This window comes from Acinetobacter sp. WY4 (assembly GCF_018438165.1).
GTDB lineage: Bacteria > Pseudomonadota > Gammaproteobacteria > Pseudomonadales > Moraxellaceae > Acinetobacter.
Genome location: NZ_CP053947.1, coordinates 1,318,066 through 1,341,451, shown reverse-complemented (window position 1 = coordinate 1,341,451; position 23,386 = coordinate 1,318,066). Strand labels below are relative to the sequence as shown.

The window sequence follows — 23,386 nt, the reverse complement described above, 5'->3', positions numbered from 1 at the left end:
AAACTTTGTCAGGCTTATCAATAAAACCGCTATGAAATATGTATAAAAAGCATTTTATTGATAGGTTCAATCTCGCTATCCTTGCCGGCGATATAATAGAAACTACTAGCTGTACGCCATGTATTTATATACTGATTTTGATCAGCAACTGATTAATGAACGTGTTGCACAGTTCCGTGACCAAACGGAACGTTATTTAGCCGGTAAACTCACTGAAGATGAGTATCGTCCGCTTCGTCTGCAAAATGGTTTGTACGTACAGCGTTATGCGCCAATGTTACGTATTGCCGTGCCTTATGGTTTGATGAACTCAAAACAACTTCGTAAAGTGGCTGATTTGGCAAAAGAATATGACCGTGGCTACGCGCATATTTCGACCCGTCAAAACATCCAGTTTAACTGGCCTGCGCTGGAAAATGTGCCGGATATGCTGGCTGAACTGGCCACTGTGCAAATGCATGCGATCCAAACATCAGGTAACTGTATCCGTAATACCACCACTGACCAGTATGCCGGTGTGGTTGCAGGTGAAATTGCCGATCCACGTCCGACCTGTGAGTTGATCCGTCAATGGTCAACCTTCCATCCGGAATTTGCCTTCTTGCCACGTAAATTCAAGATTGCAGTCTCTGCGCTTGAAGAAACTGACCGTGCAGCCACTGCATTCCACGATATCGGTGTGTATATCGTGCGTAATGAAGCAGGCGAAATGGGCTATAAAATCAAAGTCGGTGGTGGCCTCGGCCGTACGCCAGTGATTGGTAGCTTTATTCGTGAGTTCTTGCCACGTGAAGACCTGATTGCTTATTTGGAAGCAGTACTTCGTGTGTATAACTTGCATGGCCGTCGCGACAACAAATATAAAGCGCGTATCAAGATTCTGGTAAAAGCGTTAACACCAGCAGTATTTGCCGAGAAAGTTGAAGCTGAATTTGAGCATACGATTAAAACACTGAAAATCGATGCAGACACCTTGGCGAAAATGGATCAGAACTTCACGCCATTCGATTATCAAGATTATGCAGATGAAGATTTCACTGAACTGTTTGCACAATATCCGAAATTCAAACAGTGGTTCAATATCAATACCAATGCACATAAAGTGAAAGGTTATCGTATCGTGACGATTTCACTGAAACGTGCCGGGATTGCACCGGGTGATGTCAGCACAGAAGAAATGAACCTGATTGCAGATCTTGCCGATCAGTACACTTTCGGTGAGCTGCGTACCACGCATGAACAAAACATTTCCCTGGTCGATGTCCCACAAAAAGATTTGTTCGCTGTATGGCAAACCCTTGACCAAAACAACCTGGCACGTGCGCATATCGGTTTCTTGACCGACATTATTTGCTGCCCGGGCGGTGATTTCTGTTCATTGGCGAATGCGAAATCGATTCCGATTTCTGAAGCAATTTCACGCCGTTTTGATGATCTGGATACGATTTATAACCTAGGTAAACTGGATCTGAATATTTCAGGCTGTATGAATGCCTGTGGTCACCACCACGTTGGTAACATCGGTATTTTAGGTGTAGACAAAAAAGGCGCTGAGTTCTACCAGATTACGCTTGGTGGAAATGCGGATCATGATGCGTCGATTGGTGACATTCTTGGCCCATCATTTGCAGCCGAGGTCGTACCAGATATCGTAGAAGAAATTTTGAATACTTATCTTGACCTGCGTCAGGAAGGTGAAGAGTTTATCGATACTTATCGCCGTGTCGGCATTCAACCATTTAAGGAGCGTGCATATGCTTAATACCGCACTTCAAGTACTCTCTAAAGATGGCACGATTGCAGACAATACCTATCAATTGATGGGTGAAGATGGTGTTTTGCCTCAGGGTGATGTGGTATTAACTGTTGAACAGTTAGATCAAATTACCAATGTGACAGGCAAAAAAGCATTGTACTTAACTGTAGATGCTTCGCCTGAAACCAATGATTTTCCGCTCGATCAGCTCGATGCAATCTTTATTGAGTTTGCCGGTTTTAATGATGGCCGTGGTTATTCATTTGCAGCACTTCTTCGCCGTCAGGGTTTCCAGGGCGAATTGCGTGCTACTGGAGATGTATTCAAAGATGTACTGAATTACATGAAGCGTTCTGGTTTCGATACTTTTGTGATTAAAGAAGGTAAGGATATTCAGGAAGCTGCTGCTGGTTTGAATGATTTCAGAAATCCGTATCAGGCATCGACTGCGGTTGCACAGGCACATTATCAAACAGGTGCATAATTTAAATTAAGTTACTGTCAAAAAGCCGGATTGATTCCGGCTTTTTTATGTCTTGATAAAAACCTTTAATTTTCTTCAAGTTGACAGTTGATCATCCAGTGGATTCCAAACTGATCGCTAAAGGCGGCATAAAGTGCGCCCCAAAAAGTTCTTTCTAGCGGCATCTCAATTTGACCATTCACCGATAAAGCATCAAAGAGTCGTTGTGCTTCAGCTTGTTCGCTAGCGTCTAAGTTAATGGAAATATAGTGGTTATTACCTTGCGTAAACACGGTATTGGTTTGCGCGCAAAATTGATCATTCGTATCGGATGCCATCAGTTCTGTAAATTCGTTAATGGGAAGTGAGATATGCAAGATTTTATTTTTATCCACTTCCGACAGTGTGACACCTTCTTCAGTTGGCATTTCACCATAACGACTCAGACTTGAAAATTCGCCTCCAAAAACTGATTTATAAAAGTTAAAGGCTGCTTCAGCCTGACCTTGGAAATTGAGGTAATGATTCAGTTGCATGGGAGAACTCCCTTTTTATTTTGCTTGCTTTAATCTACGCCACTTTGTGGTATTTTGCGCGAGCAAGCTTTATCAAAATGTAAGCGAAAAAAATCCTCCAGATCAGGAGGGTTTTTAACTCCCTCTCCTTATGGGAGAGGGATGGGGGTGAGGAAAGAGGTTAGAGTAATTCAATCGCTACAGCAGTTGCTTCACCACCACCAATACACAGGGCTGCAATCCCTTTTTTTCCACCGGTACGTTTTAGTGCATGAATCAAAGTCAGGATAATACGCGAACCGGTTGAACCCACAGGATGGCCGAGTGCGCATGCACCACCATTGATGTTGACTTTTTCAGGATCTAGCTTGAACTCATCCATTGGGCACATGGTGACCATGGCAAAGGCTTCATTGATTTCCCAAAGGTCGACATCAGAAGCGGTCCATCCGGTTTTATCCAGTACTTTCTGGATTGCACCGACTGGAGCAATGGTAAATTCAGATGGATGTTGAGAATTCGATGCATAGGCCACAATTTTGGCTAAAGGATTTAAACCTTTTGCTGCTGCATTGTCAGCCGAGGTAATTACTAAAGCTGATGCACCATCTGAAATCGAGCTGGCATTAGCCGCCGTAATCGTACCGTCTTTAGCGAAAGCAGGACGCAAAGTTGGAATTTTATCGATGTTGGCATTGAACGGCTGTTCGTCTTTATCAACGACTACATCACCTTTACGGGTTTTAACTGTTACAGGCACGATTTCATCAGCAAAGTAGCCTTCATTGACCGCAGTTTGCGCACGCTTTAATGAGCGAATCGCAAAATCATCCATCTGCTCGCGGGTATAACCTCTGGTATTTGCCATATCTTGGGCAAATGAACCCATCAAGCGACCTGTTTCAGCATCTTCCAAGCCATCCAGAAACATATGGTCCTTGATTTCACCGTGACCCATACGGAAACCGCCACGTGCTTTTGGCAATACATAAGGAGCATTGGTCATGGATTCCATGCCACCTGCAACCACGATATTTGCAGAACCGGCTTTAATCATATCTGCAGCTTGCATGACGGCTTTCATGCCTGAACCACATAATTTATTAATGGTTACAGCGCCAGTAGAATCTGGAAGACCAGCTTGACGCATGGCTTGACGTGCAGGGCCCTGCTTTAAACCTGCCGGAAGGACACAACCCATAATGACTTCTTCAATATCTTCTGGTTGCAGACCCGCACGGGCAATTGCTTCTTTAATGGTGACCGCACCGAGTTCTGGCGCAGTTACACTGGCAAGACTCCCCTGAAAGCCACCCATGGCTGTACGTGCACCATTGACAATTAGGATGTCAGTCATTGTTCTCTCTCCGTATGAGTTTTAATCAATTTTTTCAAACTTAAGCAGTATATTGAAAAAAACTCAGGATTGAAGCGTTAAACGCAGAGAAGCATAAACTGGATAGTTCTGTTAGCAAGACGAGAGACTTTCGATCCGGATATGCCCCATTTTGCTGAGTACAATACGCTGTTGGTTAGAAAGATGGGTAGAACAATAATAAAAACTACCATTTGAACCAATCGGCAAGGCAGTGTGCGCTTGATAAGTGACACTCGATAAACTTAAAGCTCCTCGCCAACTTAAGTTACCGTATTTGAGGTTCAGTGCATCAATATGTAAAATTTGTTCGTCTACATCCACTTGCCTGTTTTTATTTTTATCGATAAAAACCAGCATGTTCTTATTCCATTGATTGGCTTGACAACTGAGAGAATCTTGGCTCGGGCAGATCACAATATTTTGATGAAACACTGCAGCCTGGCTACGTGCATAGCGATTAATTTGAGATAATTTGATCGGAATATTTTTGGCTTCCTGTTTGGATCGATAGTCATGGAAGTACGGTAGGGCGATACTGACGAGAATTGCAATCATTGCAATACAGATAATTAACTCAACAATAGTGAATGCTCTTGTTATTTTTTTATACATAGAGTTACCTGATTTATATATTATTTTTATAATAAAGATGTTATTAATTATACGTTTTTTATGCTTTATTGAGCGTGTAAATCAGTGCTTACTTAAGTTTCAAGAAAGCTGTTAAAAATAATTGGCAATCACAATAGGTCATTCAGAATAAAAAATTGAGTAAAAAATTACTGAATTACAACGGAAATTGTAAGTAATTTTGTCAATAATTTACTTGATTAGATTAATCAAGCACTTGGAAAAATAATAAAGTGTTTGTATGATGCCATGTGAATAGCTTAAAAATAATACTGGGGTAATAAAAAGCCTATCTCAGGATGGCCTATTACGGGCTTGAGCTTGAACAACAATTGTTATCTCTGGAGGATAAATCCATGAAAATGAGTCGTATTGCTTTAGCTATGCTTGTAGCTGCACCTTTTGCTGCTGCCAATGCAGGCGTAACTGTTACTCCGTTGATGTTAGGTTATACCTTCCAAGACACTCAGCACAACAATGGCGGTGACGATGGTGAGTTAACAACTTCTGGTCAAATGGAAGATGATTTATTTGTAGGTGCTGCTATTGGTGTTGAATTAACGCCATGGTTAGGTTTTGAAGCTGAATATAGCCAGGTTAAAGGCGATATGGCTGAGCTAGCTGGTGCTGAATATAAAGGTCAAAACATTGCAGGTAACTTCTATGCAACTTCTGATGTTTTTACTGGTAATTATGACAGCAAAGTGAAGCCATACATGCTTCTAGGTGCGGGTCACTACAAATATGAATTTGATGGTGCTACTGAAGCTCAATTAGGTCGCGTTGGTCGTGGTCTTGAAGAAGAAGGTACTCTAGGTAACGCAGGTATCGGTGCATTCTGGCATATCAACGATGCATTGGCGCTACGTACAGAAGCTCGTGGTACTTACCATTTTGACGAAAAATTCTGGAACTATACAGCACTTGCTGGTCTTAACGTAGTTCTAGGTGGCCGTTTGAAACCAGCTGCTCCTGTTGTAGAAGTTGCTCCAGTTGAGCCTGTAACTCCGGTTGCTCCAGCTCCACAAGAGTTGACTGAAGACCTGAACATGGAACTTCGTGTGTTCTTTGATACCAACAAATCAAACATCAAAGATCAATACAAACCAGAAATCGCAAAAGTTGCTGAGAAGTTAGTTGAATATCCAAATGCTACTGCTCGCATCGAAGGTCACACTGACAACACTGGTCCACGTGCATTGAACGAACGTCTATCTCTAGCGCGTGCTAACTCTGTTAAATCTTCACTTGTGAACGAATACAACGTTGATGCATCTCGTTTGTCTACTCAAGGTTTTGCTTGGGATCAACCGATTGCAGACAACAACACTAAAGAAGGTCGTGCTATGAACCGTCGTGTATTCGCGACAATCACTGGTAGCCGTACTGTTTTAGCTGAACAACCAGTTGCTCAATAATTCATTATTGAACACTCATTAAAAAGGCAGCTCTTCGGAGCTGCTTTTTTTGTGTCTGTATTTTGACTACACTTAGCCTGTTAAGATGTCGTTGAGTAAAAATATGAGTGTCGAAATTCCTGAAGACTTGCAAAATCTGGAAGCCAATAGCGGAATTTTTTCGATTTGGATGATTTTTCATCATTATGGGATTGATCTGCATATTCCGGACTTGGTTCAGCTCTGTCGCCATGATCCCGAGATGGGAACTTCAACTATTGCCCTTGCTGTTGCTTTGCGGACCTTAGGACTGGATGTCACTTTTTTTAGTGAATATGATGCAGACAAACAGCCGGTTGAGCTTGAGTTTTATCAACAAGCTGAGAAACTTAAAATACCTGTGGAACAGCGTGTGATCTTTTATGCAGAGATTCAGCAGCAGGTTGAAGCGGGCTGCTTCGTGATAGTGTTCTACGACACCTTAGACGGGGTAGGCAATCATTCACTGATCTATACAATCGATGAGAACGAAATCAGTTTCTTTGACAGTTTTGATGCTATGCCAGCCCAGGTATTTGAGCAGCAGCGTCAAGCAGAAGGAATTTGCCAGCAAGTGATTGTGATTGATGATCGCAATTTTGTGATGCGTCATAGTTAATTCAAGAAATAAAAAATCAGCCCGTAAGCTGATTTTTTTAATGAATAATTTTTTATTCCTGATCAAGTTTCATCGGCTGCACATCCATCTCTTGATAAGAGACCAGTTTGGTTTTTTTCTTCCATTTGTAGCCGAACCAAATCGCTAGGAATAGCGGAATACTGATATAGGTCGATAACACACCCATCCATTGACCGGCCAAAACATCCTGATAGTTCTGTCCGAGAACAACAATCGCACACAGGATAAATGCAAACCAAGGAGCAAAAGGAAAGAATTTAGCGCGATAAGCCAGATCTTCCAGTTTATAACCTTGAGCCAAATAACCTTTGCGGAAGCGGTAATGCGAAATTGCAATCCCGAGCCAGACAATAAAGCCACACATCCCTGACATGTTTAGCAGCCAGTTAAAGACTTCCTGTTCACCAAAGAAAGTAGTCAGGAAGCATAGAGCTGCGATCGCCGTAGTGGCATAGAGTGCATTCATTGGCACACCACGCGGGTCCAGACGCGCGAACATTTTAGGTGCACTACCTTTACGCGCCATATCAAACAGCATGCGGGTAGATGAATACATGCCCGAGTTACCTGCAGATAGAATGGCTGTCAGGATCACTGCATTCATGATACTGGCGGCAAAGGCAAAGCCGGCTTTTTCATATAATAAGGTAAATGGCGAAAGCGCAATATTATCTGTCGCAGCGGCCTGTAATAAACGTGGGTCATTATAGGCAATCAGAGTGCCGATAATGAAAATACACACAATATAAAACAACAGGATACGCCAGAAAATTTGTTTGATGGCCACCGGAATGGTTTTCTTTGGATTTTTCGATTCACCTGCCGCCACACCGACCATTTCGGTACCTTGAAAGGAGAATCCGGCAATCATCGCCACACCAATTAATGCCTGGAAACCACCGACAAAGGGTGCATCACCAATGCTCCAGTTGGCAAATGCTTCCGCACCCGGGGTCAGCATGATCTTCACGATCATCCAGATCCCGATAATGATAAAGGCAATGATCGCGAGAACTTTCACCAGAGAAAAGAAAAATTCGGATTCGCCAAAGCCTTTTACTGTCAGGGCATTAATCCCGAAAATAATGGCAAGGAAGATGGCGCTCCAGTACACGCCCGGAATATCTGGAAACCAGAATTTCATAATAAACTGAACTGCAACCAACTCAAAAGCCACAGTAATGGCCCAGTTGTACCAGTAGTTCCAACCCAGAGCGAAACCAAAACCACCTTCGACATATTTGGTGCCGTAAGTGAAAAATGCACCTGAGGTCGGGTTGTGTGTGGCAAGCTCGCCTAGACTGGTCATCAGGAAATAAATCATGATCCCAATCAGTATATATGCAAGTAGTGCACCACCTGGTCCAGCGTTGGCAATGGTCGCCCCTGAGGCCAGGAATAAACCTGTACCAATGGATCCGCCAATGGCAATCATATTCAGATGACGAGCACCCAGCTTACGCTGCAGCTGCATCGTGTTTTGCGTTTCGCTCATCATGATTCCTTAACATTTTTTTGAGTGCTGGCGAAGAGCACTTTAAAGCCTTGTTGATCCGCTTTTACTGTGCAGCGACCAAAGTTTTGTTCAATCAGGGTCGGGTAGTTCAAGAAACGGTTAGCCACGATCCAAAGCTCACCGCCTGATTTTAAATGACGACGCGAGGTTTTACACAAGGTTTCGCTTGCCGTGTAATCGGTCTCGATTCCCAGATGAAAAGGCGGATTACTCACAATGGCATGCAAGAACAAGGGTGCATCCTCAATGCCTTTAACCGCTTTGATTTCAATCTGTTCAGGAATGAGCTGGTTTTCTTCAAAGGTCATTTGTGTGGAGGCTAGCGCAAAGGCATCGACATCCATGGCAAAAATCCGGTTTTTCGGATTCAACTTTGCCAGATACGCACTAATTACACCTGCGCCACAACCAAAGTCGGCAATCTTACCTGAAGTAACTTGTGACAAATAAGGTAATAGGGTGGCAGTTCCTACATCCAAACGGTTTTGACTAAAGACGCCTGGAAGTGCACAAATATTCAGGTCGCCATTTGGTGTCGATACGGTATAACGCTGTGCCCAGTCTGCAAGTGCTTTTTTCTCGACCGTATGTTCTAGAACCAATTGCCAAAGCTGGCAATGACGCGCGCTGTCAAGTTTGAGTGTTTTACCAAAAGGCTGCAACTGTTTGGCTGCGCGTTCTATCCCGCCTTTCTTTTCACCGACCAGAAAAACACTGCTACCCGGTTTAAGCTGCGCTGCCACGGTGTGCAGTAAATAATTCAACAGTTCTTTAGACTTGGGTACAAAAATAACTGCCTGATCAAACTCAGCTTCAGGCATCTCTGCACCAAAATGCACATCTGCTTGTTGTGACTGGAAATATTGAAAATCGTTAAAATTCCATGTCCAGACAGCGGGATTGATAGAGGCATCGAATTCAGCGAGCAGATCATCTGTTGGTGCATTAATCAGTAGGATGCGACCCGACAAAAAATCATATTGTCTTAATAAAACTTCGCTTTTAGGATCCATAGGTATCTCTCCAATATAAAGAACACTGCCTAAGCCTGACCTAGACAGTGTTCTTTGGACATGAAATTACTTCTTTGTTTCAGGAAGTACAACATTAAGAATAAGGGCCGCGATACCACCAGTGGCAACGCCTGAGCTAAAGATATTACGGAATAACTCAGGAAGATGCTCAAGAATTTGTGGAACTTGTGCAACACCTAAACCCAGTGCCAGTGAAATCGCAATAATCAGCAAGGCGCGACGGTCCAGATGAACACCAGACAGAATGTTAATACCAGATGCTGCAACTGCGCCAAACATGACCATGACTGCGCCACCCAGTACCGCTTGCGGAACGGCCTGAATAATACCAGCAACTGCAGGCAGCAAACCAAGAATAACCAGCAAAGCAGCAATCCAGATGCCGACATAACGACTCGCTACGCCCGTCAACTGAATCACACCATTGTTCTGTGCAAATACCGAACTTGGGAAGGTGTTAAAAATACCGGCAAGGAATGAATTCGCGCCATTCACCAGTACACCACCTTTAATGCGCTTCATCCATTTTGGACCATCAACTGGCTGGTTGGAAAGCTTTGAAGTCGCAGTGATATCACCAATCGCTTCTAAAGACGTCACCAGGTAAATGAATGCCATCGGAATAAACAGGCTCCAGGAGAAGCTTAAACCGAAATGCATTGGGGTTGGAATCTGTACCAGAGGTGCATCTTTTAGACCAGAGAAATCCAGATGCCCCATAAAGCCCGCCAGAACATAACCACAGATCAGGGCGATCAAAATGGCAGAACTTTTTACCCAGGTAATCCGGATACGGTTCAGAATAATAATCAACGCCAAGACGGTACAAGACATGATCAGGTTGTCAGCATTGGCAAAAGTTTTATCGCTCATGGCCTGATAACCACCGCCCATACTGATTAAACCTTCTTTAATTAAGGTCAAACCAATCAGCAGCACGACAATACCGGTGACCAAAGGGGTAATCAGTTTTTTGATCCAAGGCAGAATTTGTGACACGCCCATTTCAATAAATGCACCTGCAATCACCACACCAAAAATAGAAGCCATGACTGCTTCTACAGGTGTACCTGCAGCCACCATGGCTGAACCAATACCAATAATTGGACCGATAAAGTTAAAGCTGGTTCCTTGGACAATCAGCAGACCGGCACCAAAAGGTCCGACTTTTTTAGACTGTAAAAAAGTCGCGATGCCCGAGATCACCAAGGACATGGATAAAATCATGTTGGTGTCTTCTTTGGAAACACCAAGCGCCAAACAAATCAGCAGGCCAGGGGTCACAATCGGGACAATAATTGCCAGTAAGTGCTGGAATGCAGCTAAAAAAGCAATCAGTGGTTTTGGTCGATCTTCCAGACCATATACCAGGTCAAGTTGATCTTTAGAAGGAGGAGATTGATTAAAATCAGACATGTGTCAATGCAAATTAAGGCTGGGTGGCGCTATTCTAATCGAGTTACACGTCTTTACAAAATCAAAAAAGCCCCAACTGGGCAAAAAAAGTTGAGGAGTCTGGTTACAGTGACTATAAAAGTTTTGTATTTTTCTGTATAATTTGCCCTCAAATTACATACGCATTGAATTTACATGTCAGATATTAAAACTCTCCGTAACATCGCCATTATTGCGCACGTCGATCATGGTAAAACCACTCTTGTAGACAAACTTTTGCAACAATCAGGTGCTCTCGGTGATCGCGCGGGTGAGATCGAGCGTGTCATGGATTCTGGCGCTATTGAAAGCGAACGTGGTATTACCATTCTTGCAAAAAACACTGCAATCAAATGGTTAGATGAACGTACCAATACTGAATACCGTATTAACATCGTGGACACCCCGGGACACGCCGACTTCGGTGGTGAAGTTGAACGTGTAATGTCGATGGTTGACTGCGTACTTCTTCTTGTAGACTCACAAGAAGGCCCGATGCCACAAACTCGTTTCGTAACGCAAAAAGCGTTCGCACGTGGTTTGAAACCAATCGTGATTATTAACAAAGTCGACAAGCCAAGCGCGCGTCCAGACTGGGTAATTGACCAAGTATTCGATCTGTTCGATAACTTGGGTGCTTCTGACGAACAGTTAGACTTCCCAGTTGTTTATGCTTCAGGCCTTCGTGGTGTTGCTGGTCCTTCTCCGGAAGAACTTGCTGAAGACATGACTCCGTTGTTCCAAACGATCGTAGACATCGTTGAACCACCAGCAGTTGACGTTGATGGTCCATTCCAAATGCAAGTATCTTCACTTGACTATAACAGCTTCGTAGGCGTTATCGGTATTGGTCGTATCCAGCGCGGTTCAGTGAAATTAAACACACAAGTAACTGTAATCGATAAAGATGGCAAAACACGTAACGGTCGTATCTTAAAAATCATGGGTTATCATGGTCTAGATCGCGTTGACGTTGAAGAAGCTTCTGCAGGCGATATCGTTTGTGTAACGGGTATCGATGCACTCAACATTTCTGACACCATCTGTGATCCGAAAAATGTTGAAGCTTTACCTCCATTGTCTGTAGATGAACCTACAGTATCGATGACATTCCAGGTAAACAACTCACCGTTTGCTGGTAAAGAAGGTAAATTCGTAACTTCACGTAATATCCGTGAACGTCTAGACCGCGAATTGATTCACAACGTAGCATTACGTGTTGAAGATACTGACAGTCCGGACCGTTTCAAAGTATCTGGTCGTGGTGAACTTCACCTTTCAGTTCTTATTGAAAACATGCGTCGTGAAGGCTTCGAAATGGGCGTATCGCGTCCGCAAGTAATCATTAAAGAAATTGATGGTGAAAAACAAGAGCCATACGAAAACGTGACGTTTGACGTTGAAGAACAGCACCAAGGCGCTGTAATGGAACAAATGGGTCACCGTAAAGGCGAAATGACCAATATGGAAGTTGACGGTAAAGGCCGTATTCGTATTGAAGCAACTGTTCCTTCACGCGGTCTGATTGGTTTCCGTTCTGAATTCCTGACCATGACTTCTGGTACAGGGATCATGACGTCTAGCTTCTCGCACTACGGTCCAATGAAGCAAGGTACTGTTGCGAAACGTCAAAACGGTGTACTGATTTCTATGGTTCAAGGTACTTGCCTGGGCTATGCACTGTTCACACTTCAAGACCGTGGTCGTCTATTCGCGAAACCACAGTTAGAAGTTTATGAAGGTATGATCATCGGTATTAACTCTCGTTCAGACGACATGACAGTTAACCCAACTAAAGCAAAACAGTTAACGAACGTACGTGCTTCTGGTACTGATGATGCGTTAACGCTGGTTCCTGCGATTGAATATACACTTGAGCAAGCGCTTGAGTTTATTGAAGATGATGAACTAGTAGAAGTAACACCTAAGTCAATCCGTATCCGTAAGCGTTTCTTGACTGAAAACGAACGTAAACGTAACCGTTCAGGTAAATAATCGCTAGATTATTTCGGGTTTTCAAAAACCGTAATCTTTTCGAAGATTACGGTTTTTTTATATTTAAGCGATGCTCACATTGCTATTTACTAAAACGCATTAAACTAAGTCAAAATTAAAAGTATTTAGTCAGGTATAATTTGACCCAAAACTTGAAAATAAAATATGGGAGCAGTTATGAGTATTATTCAAGAATTTAAAGAGTTTGCGATCAAAGGCAACATGATGGATCTGGCAATTGGTGTCATCATCGGTGGCGCTTTTAGCAAGATCATCGATTCATTGGTGAAAGACATTATTATGCCTTTAATTACCGTGATCACCGGTGGTGGCGTCGATTTTACGCAAAAATTCTTTATCTTAGGAAGAAACCCAGACAATTTACAATCTTTGGATGCCTTGACTAAGGCGGGTGTGAATGTACTGACTTACGGTAACTTTTTAACGATTTTAATTAATTTCTTAATTTTGGCCTGGGTCGTATTTTTATTGGTGAAATTCATGAACCGTTTACGTAAACAAGAAGGCCCAGTCGAGGAAACTCCGACTACCCCAGCCGATATTGAATTGCTGCGTGAAATTCGTGATGAATTGAAAAAGCGTCCACCTCAAGTCTAATTTTTCTAATCCCCCTAAATCCCCCTTTTATAAAGGGGGAACTCCTCCCTTTGACAAAGGGAGGTAAGGAGGGATTTATAAATATTAAAAATCCATCCGAAACTTGATTTCGACCAAATGAAAACCAAACTGGCTTTTGACCGGACCATGTAATACACGTTCAGCGGCAGTAAATACCAATTTATCAATCACTGGAACCAGCTGGCCTTTCTTCACTTCACCTAGCTCACCGCCACGTTTGGCAGAATTACAGGTTGAATATTGTTTGGCGATTTTATTGAAGTCGGCGCCACTTAAAATCTTCTTTTTAAGCTGTTCAGCAGTTTCTTTATCTTTAACCAGAATATGACGCACAATGGCTGTTTTCATGACTTTTTCCCTCGTACAGTTGCCACTTTTTTGACAGGGAGCTGGATCTTTTTCAAAGGTTGGCATTCAGGACAAAAAACAGAAGCCCGTTGTCCCAATTTGATATTTTCAAGCGTGGTCTCGCAGTTCACGCACATCTCACCGGCACGGCCATAAGCCAACAGGGTTTGCTGAAAATAGCCATTTTCGCCCATGGCATTGGTGTAGTCTCTTAAGGTTGAACCACCCAGATCAATTGCCTGTTTCAAGATACGCTTGATTTCCAGTACTAGGTTTTCAATCTGCACCAAGCTTAAAGTCGAGGCCGGTTGTGCCGGATGAATCCCCAGATTAAACAGACTTTCGGTCGCATAAATATTGCCTACGCCCACCACCACATGGTTATCCATAATTGCAACTTTGGTGCCAACATTTTTATTCTTCAATTTTTCAAATAAATACTCGGCATTAAAGTTCTCGCTTAAGGGTTCTGGCCCCAGCGTGTCAATCAATTTGCTTTGTGATTGTGCATCCAGCCAAAGAATGCAACCAAAACGGCGAGGGTCATGATAACGCAGTTCGATATCATCAAACTGAATGATCAGATGATCATGTTTACGTAATTCTTCATTGCCATCGCATAGACGGAAACTCCCCGACATGCCTAAATGCCAGAGCATGGTGTCGTGTTCAAACTCCGCCAGAATATATTTAGAACGGCGAGTGAGCTTCAGTAATTTTTGCCCCACCAGCTTTTCTATATTCTCCGGAATAGGCCAGCGCAAACTTGACTGACGTACTTCAACACGTTTTACGCGTTGCTCTAATAAAGGCAATAAACTGGTTTTGGTGGTTTCAACTTCTGGTAATTCAGGCATAACACATCAGTGGCGAGGGAGATGCAGCTAATATTGGGTGAATTGGCTGGGATTGCAAGCGTTAATCTGGGTGAAATCGCTGGAAAATGACTGGGTATTCATATTTATTTAAGCTGTAATTGTTTAAAGAATAAACTGGGTTTCTATGTTTTTATAGCGAATTTTCTTAGAAGTAAATCGAATGGAAATTATCAATACATTATAAGCTGATGAAAAATATATAAATAATTTAAGATTTTTTAAATAAAAATTATATTTTTATTTGTAAGACATAACTAAAAGTTTAATGAGTAATAAAAAAAATGCTGGGAATTTGTATGAAAAGTTATGTAAATTCATGCACCTAATAGCAATTTAAAACCTTGCTTGTTTTTCTCTCCGAATGTTTAGGTTTTACATGAAATATTTAGGTCTAGCTCTATTGCCTTTAATGGCTGCCATGACAACCGCTCAGGCGGAATCTGCATTTGATCCACAAGGTCAGTATTTACTGGGGGACTGGAATGGTCAACGTACAGAACTGGCCCAACAGGGAATTAAATTTGAAGCCAATCTGTTAACCGATACCGCCTATCTTGCTGATGGTGGTCGTAATGAGGGCGCAGATCCATTAACTTCTGCCCAATTATGGCTGGGTACTCAACTGGATATGGAAAAGCTGGCGGGATGGAATGGTGTCACTGTACGTGCCTTGATGAGTGCACGCCAGGGTCAAAGTACCTCTGTTCGTGACTTGCAGGATCCTAGTACGCCGCAACTGGCCAATGTACAAGGTACTTTTGGGCGTGGTAATCAGGATAGCCGTCTGAGCGAGCTGTCTATTGAAAAGAATTATAAAGACCAAGGACTCAGTATTAAGGCGGGTCGTCTTGGTCTGGGTATGGACTTTAATGTCATGGCTTGTGATTTTGCCAGTACTGCATTTTGTGCAGCGCAAATGGGAAAATGGCAGGGCAATATCTGGATGAATACGCCTGTAGCACAATGGGGTGCGCGCGTGAAGCAGCAACTCAATCCTGAACTTGCAGTACAAGTCGGTGTGTATGAGTTTAATCCAGATAATGGTAATGGCGCTAAAGAAGGTCAGGGCTGGAGTCTGGATACCGACCATGCCGATGGCGTGACGATTCCGGCAGAAGTAATCTGGACGCCGAAATCATTGGTGAATGGCTTGCCGGGCAGCTACCGTGTCGGCGGGATGTACAATACTGCCGATGATGTTGCCAACCAAAAGGATATTGCCAATCCTACTGATGCCAAAAACCGTACCTTTGCCGGCTGGTTAGCTGTAGAGCAACAGTTAACGTCTACAGGTCAGGGCCGTCAGGGTTTGCATTCATTTGCCAACTTTACCTGGCATGACCGCGATACCAATAAAGTGGATAATTCACAACAAATCGGTGTGAAATATATCGGTCTTGCGGACAGCCAGCCGAATGATATTTTAGGTTTAGCAGTAAACCGTGTGCATGTGAATAATCGCTTTGCTGATTCACGGCCAGCTTTCAATGCTGATGCAGAATACAATATTGAACTGAACTATAGCTATAACGCAACAAAGTGGCTGATGCTGCGTCCAAACCTGCAATATGTCATTAATCCAGGTTCAAGTAATAATGTAGATGATGCACTGGTACTCGGTTTGACTACACGAATCATCTTCTAAAGTTTGATCGTTCACGTTATAACTAAACAGGCTCTTAGGAGCCTGTTTTTATTTTTAGAGTGAAACTGTGCAATAAAAAGAGGAAATACAGCGTGGCATTACTATTTCAACCTATTCAATTTGGATCACTGCAACTTCAAAATAAAATCGTAATTGCGCCGATGTGTCAGTACTCCGCAACAGAGCAGGGGGAAATCACCTATTGGCACGAGCAGCAATGGGCCAACTATGCCTTATCGGGTGCAGGTTTATGTATCGTCGAAGCGACTGCGGTACAGCCAGAAGGCCGGATCAGTTATGCCGATCTGGGTTTGTGGAATGACGAACAGGCGAAGCAGATCAAGACCTTACTGGAAAAAGTTAAATCCATTTCCCCGATGCCTTTTGCCATTCAGCTCGCACATGCCGGACGTAAAGCTTCAACAGATAAACCATGGGCAGGTAAAGGTCAGTTTAAGCCGAATGAAGCACATGGCTGGCAAACTGTTTCTGCCAGTGATATTCCTTTTCAGGCAGATGAGCATCCACCTAAGGCCTTAAGCCAGTCAGAAATCAAGCAGGTCATTGCTGACTTTGCAGAAAGTGCCAAACGTGCAGTTAATGCCGGTTTTGACCTGATTGAGCTGCATGCAGCGCATGGTTATTTACTACATCAGTTCATGTCACCACTTTCAAATAAACGTGATGATCAGTATGGCGGTTCACTGGAGAACCGGATTCGCCTGACTCTGGAAGTATTACAAGCCATGAAGGCGGCGGTTCCAGAAGGTTATCCGATTGGAGTACGTATTTCGGCCAGCGATTGGATGGATCAGCCAGATAGCTGGACCATTGATTCTTCAATTGAATTGTCCAAAGCACTAGAAGCTGCGGGTGCTGCTTATATTCATATTTCCAGTGCCGGCTTACATGCTAAACAGAACATCGATGTGAAGCCGAATTATCAGGTGCCTTTTGCAGATGCGATCAAGAAAGTCGTGAGTATTCCCGTGATTGCCGTCGGTTTGATTACTGAAGCTAAGCAGGCAGAAGATATTTTGCAAAAAGGTCAAGCTGATGCCATCGCACTGGCTCGTGCCATTCTTTATGATCCACATTGGCCTTGGCATGCAGCGGCAGCACTTGAGGAAAAAATCAAAATTTCACCGCAATATCTGCGCTGTGCACCGCATGGTTTGAATCACCTGTTTGAGCCTTTTTAACACTGCTTTAGTCTCAGAAATTCTTATAATGGAATATCACTGGCAAGAGGATACTGCATTATGATTTTTGCGGTCATTGTGCCCATATTCTTATTATTGGCACTGGGTTATCTGACTGTAAAGAGTCAAGTGTTAAACAAAGAACAGGTGGGGACGGTCGGTGCTTTTGTCATTAAAGTGGCCTTGCCCTTGCTGTTCTTTCAGTCCCTTGCCTCCAAAGACCTGCATGAAATCTGGTATTTTGAATACTTTGCCGTGTATAGCAGTGTGACCTTGCTGCTCTATGGTAGCGGCTTCTGGATTATGCGCCGTCATTTTCAGAATACGCATTCGCAAAGTGCAGTGCTGTCGTTGGGCGCTGCAATGTCAAATACTGGCCTGATTGGTACGGCTGTGCTCAACTTATTGATCGGGCAACAGGCGATGACCTATACCTCTCTGGTGGTCATCATTGAAAGCGTGTTGCTGATTCCGCTGGTGCTGGTCATGGCTGCGCTGGGCACACAACATCAGGCAAATCTTGGCGCCATTTTGAAAAGTGTACTGCTGACCTTGCTGAAGAATCCCTTATTTATGGGGGTCATGCTCGGCATGGCCTGTGCGGTTTTCCAGATTAAAATTCCAGTCTATCTCGATCAGGTCTTCGCCTTGATTGGTCAGACGGCCTCACCATTGGCCTTGTTTGCCATTGGCGGCGGGATCGTAGGAATGAGTCTGAAATATGTCAATCTGCAAAGTTTCTATCTGGTATTTTCCAGCAATATCATGATGCCGTTATTGATGTATCTGGGACTGAGCCAGTTAACTGATTTAAGTCAGGAAATGGTCCATGCTGGTACGCTCATTGCAGCTTTGCCGATGCCGACGATTTTTGGCATGTTGGGACAGGCGTATGGTCTGAATGATCGAACTTTAACGCCATTGTTGATGAGTACCATTGCCGGTTTTATCGTGACCAGTGGCTTAATTGCCTTGTGGTGGGGATAATCTTTTAGAAGATGGATGCTCCACCACAAAAAAAGCCCCAAATTGCATGGGGCTTTTTTATGTTTGAGTTTTATCGGTTCACTTAACTTTTCTTCGCAGGTGCTTTTTTCTGCTCAGCCAGCATTTTATCTACTGCTGCCAAAGACTCTTTGGCCTGTGGAACATTTTGCTGCGCCAGTGCGGCAAAGATTTTCTTCGCTTCTGGCAGATTTTGCGGAACAATACTGCCATTGGCAAACATATTGCCCACTGCCATCAGCGCCGGAATATAACCTTTTTTGGCCAGTTCCTGAATGCTGCTTAGACCTTGCTGAATCGGTTTTTCATCTTTATTTTTGAAACCGCTGCTGATGTCATATAAGGCTTTGGCATGAATGGCCTGCATATTGCCTTTGCTGATCAACGGTTGTAGCTTTTGCAGTCCGGCTTTATTTGACGCTGCTGTATTTTCAGAAAACAGCAGTATGGCCAGATCAATGCTGGCATCATCAAATTTGGCTGCCGAAGCGCGTTCCAGATGCTGTTTGGCTTTGGTCAAATCCTGTTTGAGTCCGAGTGTGCCGGCTGCATAATTTTTACCCAATACATAATTGGCCACCGGATAACCTTTGCTGGCTGCCTGTTCGTAGAGCTGAATGGCTTTTTTCTCGTCTTTGGTTGTACCTTGGCCGGTTTGGGTCAAATAGCCTAAGTTATATAAAGCCTGGGCGTTTCCTTGACTGGCCAATTGATTCAAAGCGTCATAGGCACCTTTAAAATTATTGGCTTTGACCATGGCCTCAACTTTTTGAAATTGGGGATCGACTTGATCTTTTACGGTATTTGCCAAAGCGAATTGCGCAGAAAGGGCAAGAACTGCAGCGAGTACTAATTTTTTCATGGTTCCTATAACCTTATTATTGCTGGCACCTTATTCCTTGGTGCGGTTTTAATCATTTTCACTTACATCATAAAAGGATTTTGTGCTTTGTAAATATACAATTTGTCACTAAATACAAATCATCGAAGCACAATACACCGATTAAATCGATGCATGATTCGGAGAGATTTCTGATCAATCCTGCAGATATCAAAAGGATTACTTTGCTTCAGCCGACTTCTCTGATTAAATCTCGGTTTGAATCAGACTCCCAGGATTTCACCATGTTTGTCAAAACCATTAAACGTCACTATGACAGAATCAATGCAGATGAATCGATTGCGGATGAAGACAAGATTGATGCGCTGCTGATAAAACTTGGTGCAGAGTTTTTGATGAGTCAGGAAGACCGGGTATACGTCTTTCAAAAAGGTGAACTCACGGCAAAGTTTGATGCCAAACATGCGCGAGCCTATCATTTCAAAGACTATGTCGTGAAAGACATGAATAAGCTGTTTCATGGTTTCTAAAACAAAAAAGCCAAGAATTTCATCTTGGCTTTTTTTATGGGCTACGCAATGATTATTGCGGACGCGCCACATCACCACTTAAGGCTTCAGGAAGTTCCAGAACATCTAGACCTAACTCGGTCAATGCTTCAGGTTTTGCAACGACTAGCGCTTTATAACCATTTTCAATCGCGATGCTATTGACGATTTCAACATCATTATTCAGTTTGGTCGCAACATCAGGCGCGGCACCTGTGCCTTGAACCAGATGTAACCAGTGTTTTGGCTTGGCTTTAAACCACAGGCGTGCAATGACTTCCTGACCCAAGTAGCAACCCTTGTCATAGTGAATGCCTTCGCGTTGATGCAAACGCAATTCCTGAGGTTGAAACAGATTGGCGGTAGCCGCCTGGATCCAGGCCTGACCTGATTCAATGGCTTGCTGCTCCCAAAGGGTGGCATCGGTTTCAGTCGTAACGAAGTCAGTATGAATGCCATTGATGACTGGATAAACTGGACCAACCAATTCCAGTTTCATTTTTGAGAAGGCGCCAAATTTTTTAATATGATTGGCCAGTTCCGTGGACTGATCTTCAGTGCTGACGATTTCAAAGCTTTCCGGACTGATTTTTTTAAGCCATAAGCCAAATTGAATGCGTCCTTTCAGACTGCAGATTGCAGTATAGCGTGTCTGGTTTTCCGCCAAAGTTTCAGTATTCAAAGTCACCTGACCTTGAAGGAATTTTTGTGCATCTACACCATTCAGACTAAACAATGTAAAAGCAGGAGACGCTGCCATAATAAGCCCCGGTTTGAATACTATAAATCAATGCAGTTATTGTGCAGCAAGCATCAAATAGAGGCAAACAAAAAAGCCAACAATCGAAATCATTGGCTTTTAGCGAGCAGATCTTTAGTGGTGATGGCTAGCCGGTAATGGCGAATCACAAGGGAATTTTCCTCCACAGACCCGTACGATTTCCATCATGCCCTGATCTTCATGGTCGAGGATATGACAATGTTGTACAAAGTCACCTTCAAATTTCTTGTAATGGCTGCGGACAATATAGGTATAGTTTTGTTTTACAAAAAGCGTGTCCTTAAACTGTCCTTTCATGCCACGGTATTGCACATCATCCAGAACTGGATTCACCGGATCTTCTGGTGCCACTGCCTCACTGACATCCTTACCTTGAGGATTCAAAATTTTAACAATCTGGAACGGGTTAACATGAATATGGAACGGATGGCCACCAAAACCAGCGCTGGTCAGTTCCCATTCATCAGTCTGTCCAACTTGTAACTGACGGACATATTCGCCATCTACTGAACTATCTCCATCAAAGAAATCTCCGAAACTCAGTGTATCTCCATCTTTTTTATGTCGGAAGCCAAATTTGAATATGCCAGTTCTAGGGTCGGGGCCGAGCGAAAAAGCACTATATTGTTTTGGTCGGGCAGCAACTACTTTATCAATTTCCGGCGTCATCAGTGATGGATGATCACTAAACGCAGAAAGATTAAGCTGAGATAACTGGCTCTGGAGGTCTTCGCTTAAACCAATTTTTTGTGCCCGATCTTTCAGGAACTGGGCAGCAGTCTGAGGCTTGGTCTTGGCTGCTTTTACATTGACCCATCCCAGCAGTTGGGCATTGAAGCGATGATTTGGAGCAATTTGAGGACCTACATTCGGTAATGGCGCGTTAATTTCATCATCGATATTCAATTTGGTGTCAAAAATGCAGTATCTATTGGTGGTCGGAAAGGCAACCATTGCATCATGACGATAACCAGGATGGAACACGGACAGGGTTCTGGTCTGTACATGATTCATGGTTAAGCCATCTTGCGCGATGGTATGCACATTCAGGCTATTCAGCTTCTCAAATTCAGCTTTCTTGTCTGCCTCCTGATAGGCTGAACAGGCTTTAATAGTTTGTTCTGCGCTAAACTTACTGGAATTGGGAATTTCCTTAATGATTAGACCAATGGTATCGCGTACACCACCATGAATCATGCGCCAGCGGTTAAACTGATTCTGTTCTGCTTTGATCTCACCTAAAATTTTACCATTGATAGAGGTGTAGTAATTCTGGTTAGTCCAGAAGCCACCAATAGACAGGTCATTATAATTTTCCAGCATGCCTATACCTACACCTTCACAGTTATTGGGAACAGCGAATTTGACATTAGGGTCGGGGTTGCTACAGCGATATTGGATTTGCTGGAACAGCAGGATATTTTCATTCGGATAACTGTTTTTTTCTTTCCATAGAATATCCATATCTCCAGTTGAGGTGACTTTGCCATTTTTGACTTTTGGTGTTCTTGAGCCTTCAACAATCAATGGGCCTGCCATGCCATTTGATACCTGAAGAGCAGTTGAACCGTGCAGATGGGCGTGATACCAGTAAGTCCCTGCGGGATGATTCGGTTCCATTTTGAACTGATAATCAAATTTTTCCTGAGGTTTGAATTTCAAAAAGACATTATCGCTATTGCCTTGAGGACTGACCCAGAAACCATGGGTATGCAGGTTGGTGGTATTAAAGCAGTGTGGTTCATTTACATTCTCAACATGAGTTGGGCAGGTTGTTTCTGACTCGGGTGGCAGCTGGTTATTCAGGTTAAGCGCCATGGTTTCACCCTGTTTGACCCGAATCTGTGGTCCGACCAGCTGATCCTCGACATATTCACCGGTTTTTTTCTTATCAAATAAACTGGGTTTGGTTAAATAGCCTCTCAGCAGTACCTGATCCCATAATCCGTTTCTAGGGTTATAGAGTTTGCTGGTTTTATAGGCCACGATCAGCTCATATTTGCCCTTGGCACTTTTCGGTAACAGAGGTGGGTTGCTAATTAAGCTGTCTGATGTTGTCGGAACGGGATGTGATGGCTTGGGTGGATGTATTGGGTGTGAGGGATGAGAGGGTTGGGACGGGTTAGAGGGATTGGATGGCGGCGATGGATTTTTTGTTCCATCCCAACCGCGAGCTAAGAGCGTCAAAATGGCGGCTATAGCTCCGAATATTGCGATTTTCAACATTTCAGTTCTGCCTGTTATGGTTATTGTTTTAATGTGAGGATTGCGAATAATGTGACATTCGTCATACTGAGCTTCTGATAGTTTTGGAAAATCTGCTATCTCAAATTAGGGGATTGAAATTTTGCTAAATGCGGCGACAGGACAGGCCTATGAAAACCAGTCAGACTATATTTTTTCATCTTTAAAAAAATGCACATAAAATTAATTATTTATTAATGATATTAGTGGTTTAGAGTAATATTCAAATAAAAAGATAGAGAAATATTTTGCAACATAAGACTAAAGAATAAGGCGAATTATTCAGATTTTTTTAGCAAAAGACCGCTTTAAAGCAAAAATTCTAAAGTCTATGTAACAAATTTTTGCGAAAATACCATTTTTTATAATTAAGTGTTTGAAAAATATAAAATTTGGGAAATGCTATTTGTGCAGCGTACAATGCTGCTATTACAAAAGTAACTCATCGATATCTATTG

The 23,386-nt window shown here is 43.1% G+C and carries 21 protein-coding genes; 10 read left to right on the top strand and 11 right to left on the bottom strand.

The window, feature by feature from the left end; genetic code table 11:
* Positions 1 to 118: 118 nt before the first annotated feature.
* Together G4D73_RS06340 and G4D73_RS06335 are read left to right on the top strand one after the other, a co-directional pair.
* A complete protein-coding gene (locus G4D73_RS06340; protein ID WP_213687619.1) occupies positions 119 to 1,762 on the top strand; it encodes a nitrite/sulfite reductase in 1,644 nt (547 codons plus the stop codon).
* Complete coding sequence (locus G4D73_RS06335; RefSeq protein ID WP_005106136.1) at positions 1,755 to 2,240, top strand: DUF934 domain-containing protein; 486 nt, start codon at positions 1,755 to 1,757, stop codon at positions 2,238 to 2,240. The genes G4D73_RS06340 and G4D73_RS06335 overlap by 8 nt, the downstream gene beginning before the upstream one ends.
* A gap of 65 nt (positions 2,241 to 2,305) precedes the next feature.
* On the opposite strand, the gene G4D73_RS06330 is transcribed toward G4D73_RS06335, so the two are convergent.
* The 3 genes from G4D73_RS06330 to G4D73_RS06320 all read right to left on the bottom strand — a co-directional run bounded on the left by G4D73_RS06330 (position 2,306) and on the right by G4D73_RS06320 (position 4,724).
* Entirely contained in the window at positions 2,306 to 2,755 is a 450-nt protein-coding gene (locus tag G4D73_RS06330) for a VOC family protein (RefSeq protein WP_004281708.1), read from the bottom strand.
* 160 nt (positions 2,756 to 2,915) lie between these two features.
* Positions 2,916 to 4,091 carry a thiolase family protein gene (locus G4D73_RS06325; RefSeq protein ID WP_213687618.1) on the bottom strand — a complete coding sequence of 392 codons (1,176 nt, stop codon included), beginning with the start codon at positions 4,089 to 4,091 and terminating at the stop codon, positions 2,916 to 2,918.
* A 111-nt stretch (positions 4,092 to 4,202) separates the two neighbouring features.
* Positions 4,203 to 4,724: a GspH/FimT family pseudopilin gene (locus G4D73_RS06320; RefSeq protein ID WP_004281710.1), complete on the bottom strand. Its 522-nt coding sequence runs from the start codon at positions 4,722 to 4,724 to the stop codon at positions 4,203 to 4,205.
* A 374-nt stretch (positions 4,725 to 5,098) separates the two neighbouring features.
* Between G4D73_RS06320 and omp38 the strand changes: the two genes are divergently transcribed.
* Positions 5,099 to 6,160, top strand: coding sequence for an outer membrane protein Omp38 (gene omp38 / locus G4D73_RS06315; protein ID WP_213687617.1), 1,062 nt, complete (start codon positions 5,099 to 5,101; stop codon positions 6,158 to 6,160).
* A 103-nt stretch (positions 6,161 to 6,263) separates the two neighbouring features.
* Positions 6,264 to 6,797, top strand: a complete 534-nt coding sequence (locus G4D73_RS06310; protein WP_184412456.1) for a peptidase C39 — start codon at positions 6,264 to 6,266, stop codon at positions 6,795 to 6,797.
* Between the two features lie 52 nt (positions 6,798 to 6,849).
* Here the strand turns inward: G4D73_RS06310 and G4D73_RS06305 are convergent, their stop codons facing one another.
* The 3 genes from G4D73_RS06305 to G4D73_RS06295 all read right to left on the bottom strand — a co-directional run bounded on the left by G4D73_RS06305 (position 6,850) and on the right by G4D73_RS06295 (position 10,784).
* Complete coding sequence (locus tag G4D73_RS06305) at positions 6,850 to 8,313, bottom strand: amino acid permease (RefSeq protein WP_153566448.1); 1,464 nt, start codon at positions 8,311 to 8,313, stop codon at positions 6,850 to 6,852.
* Positions 8,313 to 9,347, bottom strand: a complete 1,035-nt coding sequence (locus G4D73_RS06300; protein ID WP_213687616.1) for a methyltransferase — start codon at positions 9,345 to 9,347, stop codon at positions 8,313 to 8,315. Before G4D73_RS06300 ends, G4D73_RS06305 begins: the two co-directional genes overlap by 1 nt.
* A gap of 66 nt (positions 9,348 to 9,413) precedes the next feature.
* On the bottom strand, positions 9,414 to 10,784 hold the full coding sequence (locus tag G4D73_RS06295) for a uracil-xanthine permease family protein (RefSeq protein WP_213687615.1): 1,371 nt from the start codon (positions 10,782 to 10,784) through the stop codon (positions 9,414 to 9,416).
* Positions 10,785 to 10,958: 174 nt separating this feature from the next.
* Here G4D73_RS06295 and typA point away from each other — a divergent pair, with 174 nt between their 5' ends.
* Together typA and mscL are read left to right on the top strand one after the other, a co-directional pair.
* On the top strand, positions 10,959 to 12,797 hold the full coding sequence (gene typA, locus G4D73_RS06290) for a translational GTPase TypA (RefSeq protein ID WP_004281716.1): 1,839 nt from the start codon (positions 10,959 to 10,961) through the stop codon (positions 12,795 to 12,797).
* 177 nt (positions 12,798 to 12,974) lie between these two features.
* Positions 12,975 to 13,415 (top strand): large conductance mechanosensitive channel protein MscL, encoded by a 441-nt coding sequence (gene mscL / locus G4D73_RS06285; RefSeq protein WP_004281717.1) that lies wholly within the window; start codon positions 12,975 to 12,977, stop codon positions 13,413 to 13,415.
* A gap of 84 nt (positions 13,416 to 13,499) precedes the next feature.
* On the opposite strand, the gene G4D73_RS06280 is transcribed toward mscL, so the two are convergent.
* Entirely contained in the window at positions 13,500 to 13,784 is a 285-nt protein-coding gene (locus tag G4D73_RS06280; RefSeq protein ID WP_004281718.1) for a peptidylprolyl isomerase, read from the bottom strand.
* Positions 13,781 to 14,641, bottom strand: coding sequence for a bifunctional DNA-formamidopyrimidine glycosylase/DNA-(apurinic or apyrimidinic site) lyase (gene mutM / locus G4D73_RS06275; protein WP_213687614.1), 861 nt, complete (start codon positions 14,639 to 14,641; stop codon positions 13,781 to 13,783). The genes G4D73_RS06280 and mutM overlap by 4 nt, the downstream gene beginning before the upstream one ends.
* A gap of 397 nt (positions 14,642 to 15,038) precedes the next feature.
* On the opposite strand from mutM, the gene G4D73_RS06270 reads away from it, so the two are divergent.
* From G4D73_RS06270 to G4D73_RS06260, 3 genes are all read left to right on the top strand, one after another.
* Positions 15,039 to 16,307, top strand: coding sequence for a carbohydrate porin (locus G4D73_RS06270; RefSeq protein WP_213687613.1), 1,269 nt, complete (start codon positions 15,039 to 15,041; stop codon positions 16,305 to 16,307).
* Between the two features lie 92 nt (positions 16,308 to 16,399).
* Positions 16,400 to 17,509: an NADH:flavin oxidoreductase/NADH oxidase gene (locus G4D73_RS06265; protein ID WP_213687612.1), complete on the top strand. Its 1,110-nt coding sequence runs from the start codon at positions 16,400 to 16,402 to the stop codon at positions 17,507 to 17,509.
* 60 nt (positions 17,510 to 17,569) lie between these two features.
* Entirely contained in the window at positions 17,570 to 18,496 is a 927-nt protein-coding gene (locus G4D73_RS06260) for an AEC family transporter (RefSeq protein ID WP_213687611.1), read from the top strand.
* Positions 18,497 to 18,578: 82 nt separating this feature from the next.
* Here the strand turns inward: G4D73_RS06260 and G4D73_RS06255 are convergent, their stop codons facing one another.
* Complete coding sequence (locus G4D73_RS06255) at positions 18,579 to 19,376, bottom strand: tetratricopeptide repeat protein (RefSeq protein WP_044108404.1); 798 nt, start codon at positions 19,374 to 19,376, stop codon at positions 18,579 to 18,581.
* Between the two features lie 263 nt (positions 19,377 to 19,639).
* Here G4D73_RS06255 and G4D73_RS06250 point away from each other — a divergent pair, with 263 nt between their 5' ends.
* Positions 19,640 to 19,885 (top strand): hypothetical protein, encoded by a 246-nt coding sequence (locus G4D73_RS06250; protein WP_044108411.1) that lies wholly within the window; start codon positions 19,640 to 19,642, stop codon positions 19,883 to 19,885.
* Between the two features lie 52 nt (positions 19,886 to 19,937).
* On the opposite strand, the gene G4D73_RS06245 is transcribed toward G4D73_RS06250, so the two are convergent.
* Both G4D73_RS06245 and G4D73_RS06240 read right to left on the bottom strand, forming a co-directional pair.
* Entirely contained in the window at positions 19,938 to 20,663 is a 726-nt protein-coding gene (locus G4D73_RS06245; RefSeq protein WP_213687610.1) for a YgfZ/GcvT domain-containing protein, read from the bottom strand.
* Between the two features lie 114 nt (positions 20,664 to 20,777).
* Positions 20,778 to 22,910: a multicopper oxidase family protein gene (locus G4D73_RS06240; RefSeq protein ID WP_213687609.1), complete on the bottom strand. Its 2,133-nt coding sequence runs from the start codon at positions 22,908 to 22,910 to the stop codon at positions 20,778 to 20,780.
* Positions 22,911 to 23,386 lie beyond the last annotated feature (476 nt).

Bases quoted from the DNA above. Each gene is read 5' to 3' on its own strand.
- typA (WP_004281716.1), top strand. From the start codon at position 10,959: ATGTCAGATATTAAAACTCTCCGTAACATCGCCATTATTGCGCACGTC.
- G4D73_RS06310 (WP_184412456.1), top strand. From the start codon at position 6,264: ATGAGTGTCGAAATTCCTGAAGACTTGCAAAATCTGGAAGCCAATAGC.
- G4D73_RS06320 (WP_004281710.1), bottom strand. From the start codon at position 4,724: ATGTATAAAAAAATAACAAGAGCATTCACTATTGTTGAGTTAATTATC.
- G4D73_RS06240 (WP_213687609.1), bottom strand. From the start codon at position 22,910: ATGTTGAAAATCGCAATATTCGGAGCTATAGCCGCCATTTTGACGCTC.
- G4D73_RS06295 (WP_213687615.1), bottom strand. From the start codon at position 10,784: ATGTCTGATTTTAATCAATCTCCTCCTTCTAAAGATCAACTTGACCTG.
- omp38 (WP_213687617.1), top strand. From the start codon at position 5,099: ATGAAAATGAGTCGTATTGCTTTAGCTATGCTTGTAGCTGCACCTTTT.
- G4D73_RS06245 (WP_213687610.1), bottom strand. From the start codon at position 20,663: ATGGCAGCGTCTCCTGCTTTTACATTGTTTAGTCTGAATGGTGTAGAT.
- G4D73_RS06335 (WP_005106136.1), top strand. From the start codon at position 1,755: ATGCTTAATACCGCACTTCAAGTACTCTCTAAAGATGGCACGATTGCA.
- G4D73_RS06330 (WP_004281708.1), bottom strand. From the start codon at position 2,755: ATGCAACTGAATCATTACCTCAATTTCCAAGGTCAGGCTGAAGCAGCC.
- G4D73_RS06305 (WP_153566448.1), bottom strand. From the start codon at position 8,313: ATGAGCGAAACGCAAAACACGATGCAGCTGCAGCGTAAGCTGGGTGCT.
- G4D73_RS06280 (WP_004281718.1), bottom strand. From the start codon at position 13,784: ATGAAAACAGCCATTGTGCGTCATATTCTGGTTAAAGATAAAGAAACT.
- mutM (WP_213687614.1), bottom strand. From the start codon at position 14,641: ATGCCTGAATTACCAGAAGTTGAAACCACCAAAACCAGTTTATTGCCT.
- G4D73_RS06260 (WP_213687611.1), top strand. From the start codon at position 17,570: ATGATTTTTGCGGTCATTGTGCCCATATTCTTATTATTGGCACTGGGT.
- G4D73_RS06250 (WP_044108411.1), top strand. From the start codon at position 19,640: ATGTTTGTCAAAACCATTAAACGTCACTATGACAGAATCAATGCAGAT.
- G4D73_RS06340 (WP_213687619.1), top strand. From the start codon at position 119: ATGTATTTATATACTGATTTTGATCAGCAACTGATTAATGAACGTGTT.
- G4D73_RS06255 (WP_044108404.1), bottom strand. From the start codon at position 19,376: ATGAAAAAATTAGTACTCGCTGCAGTTCTTGCCCTTTCTGCGCAATTC.
- G4D73_RS06300 (WP_213687616.1), bottom strand. From the start codon at position 9,347: ATGGATCCTAAAAGCGAAGTTTTATTAAGACAATATGATTTTTTGTCG.
- G4D73_RS06325 (WP_213687618.1), bottom strand. From the start codon at position 4,091: ATGACTGACATCCTAATTGTCAATGGTGCACGTACAGCCATGGGTGGC.
- mscL (WP_004281717.1), top strand. From the start codon at position 12,975: ATGAGTATTATTCAAGAATTTAAAGAGTTTGCGATCAAAGGCAACATG.
- G4D73_RS06270 (WP_213687613.1), top strand. From the start codon at position 15,039: ATGAAATATTTAGGTCTAGCTCTATTGCCTTTAATGGCTGCCATGACA.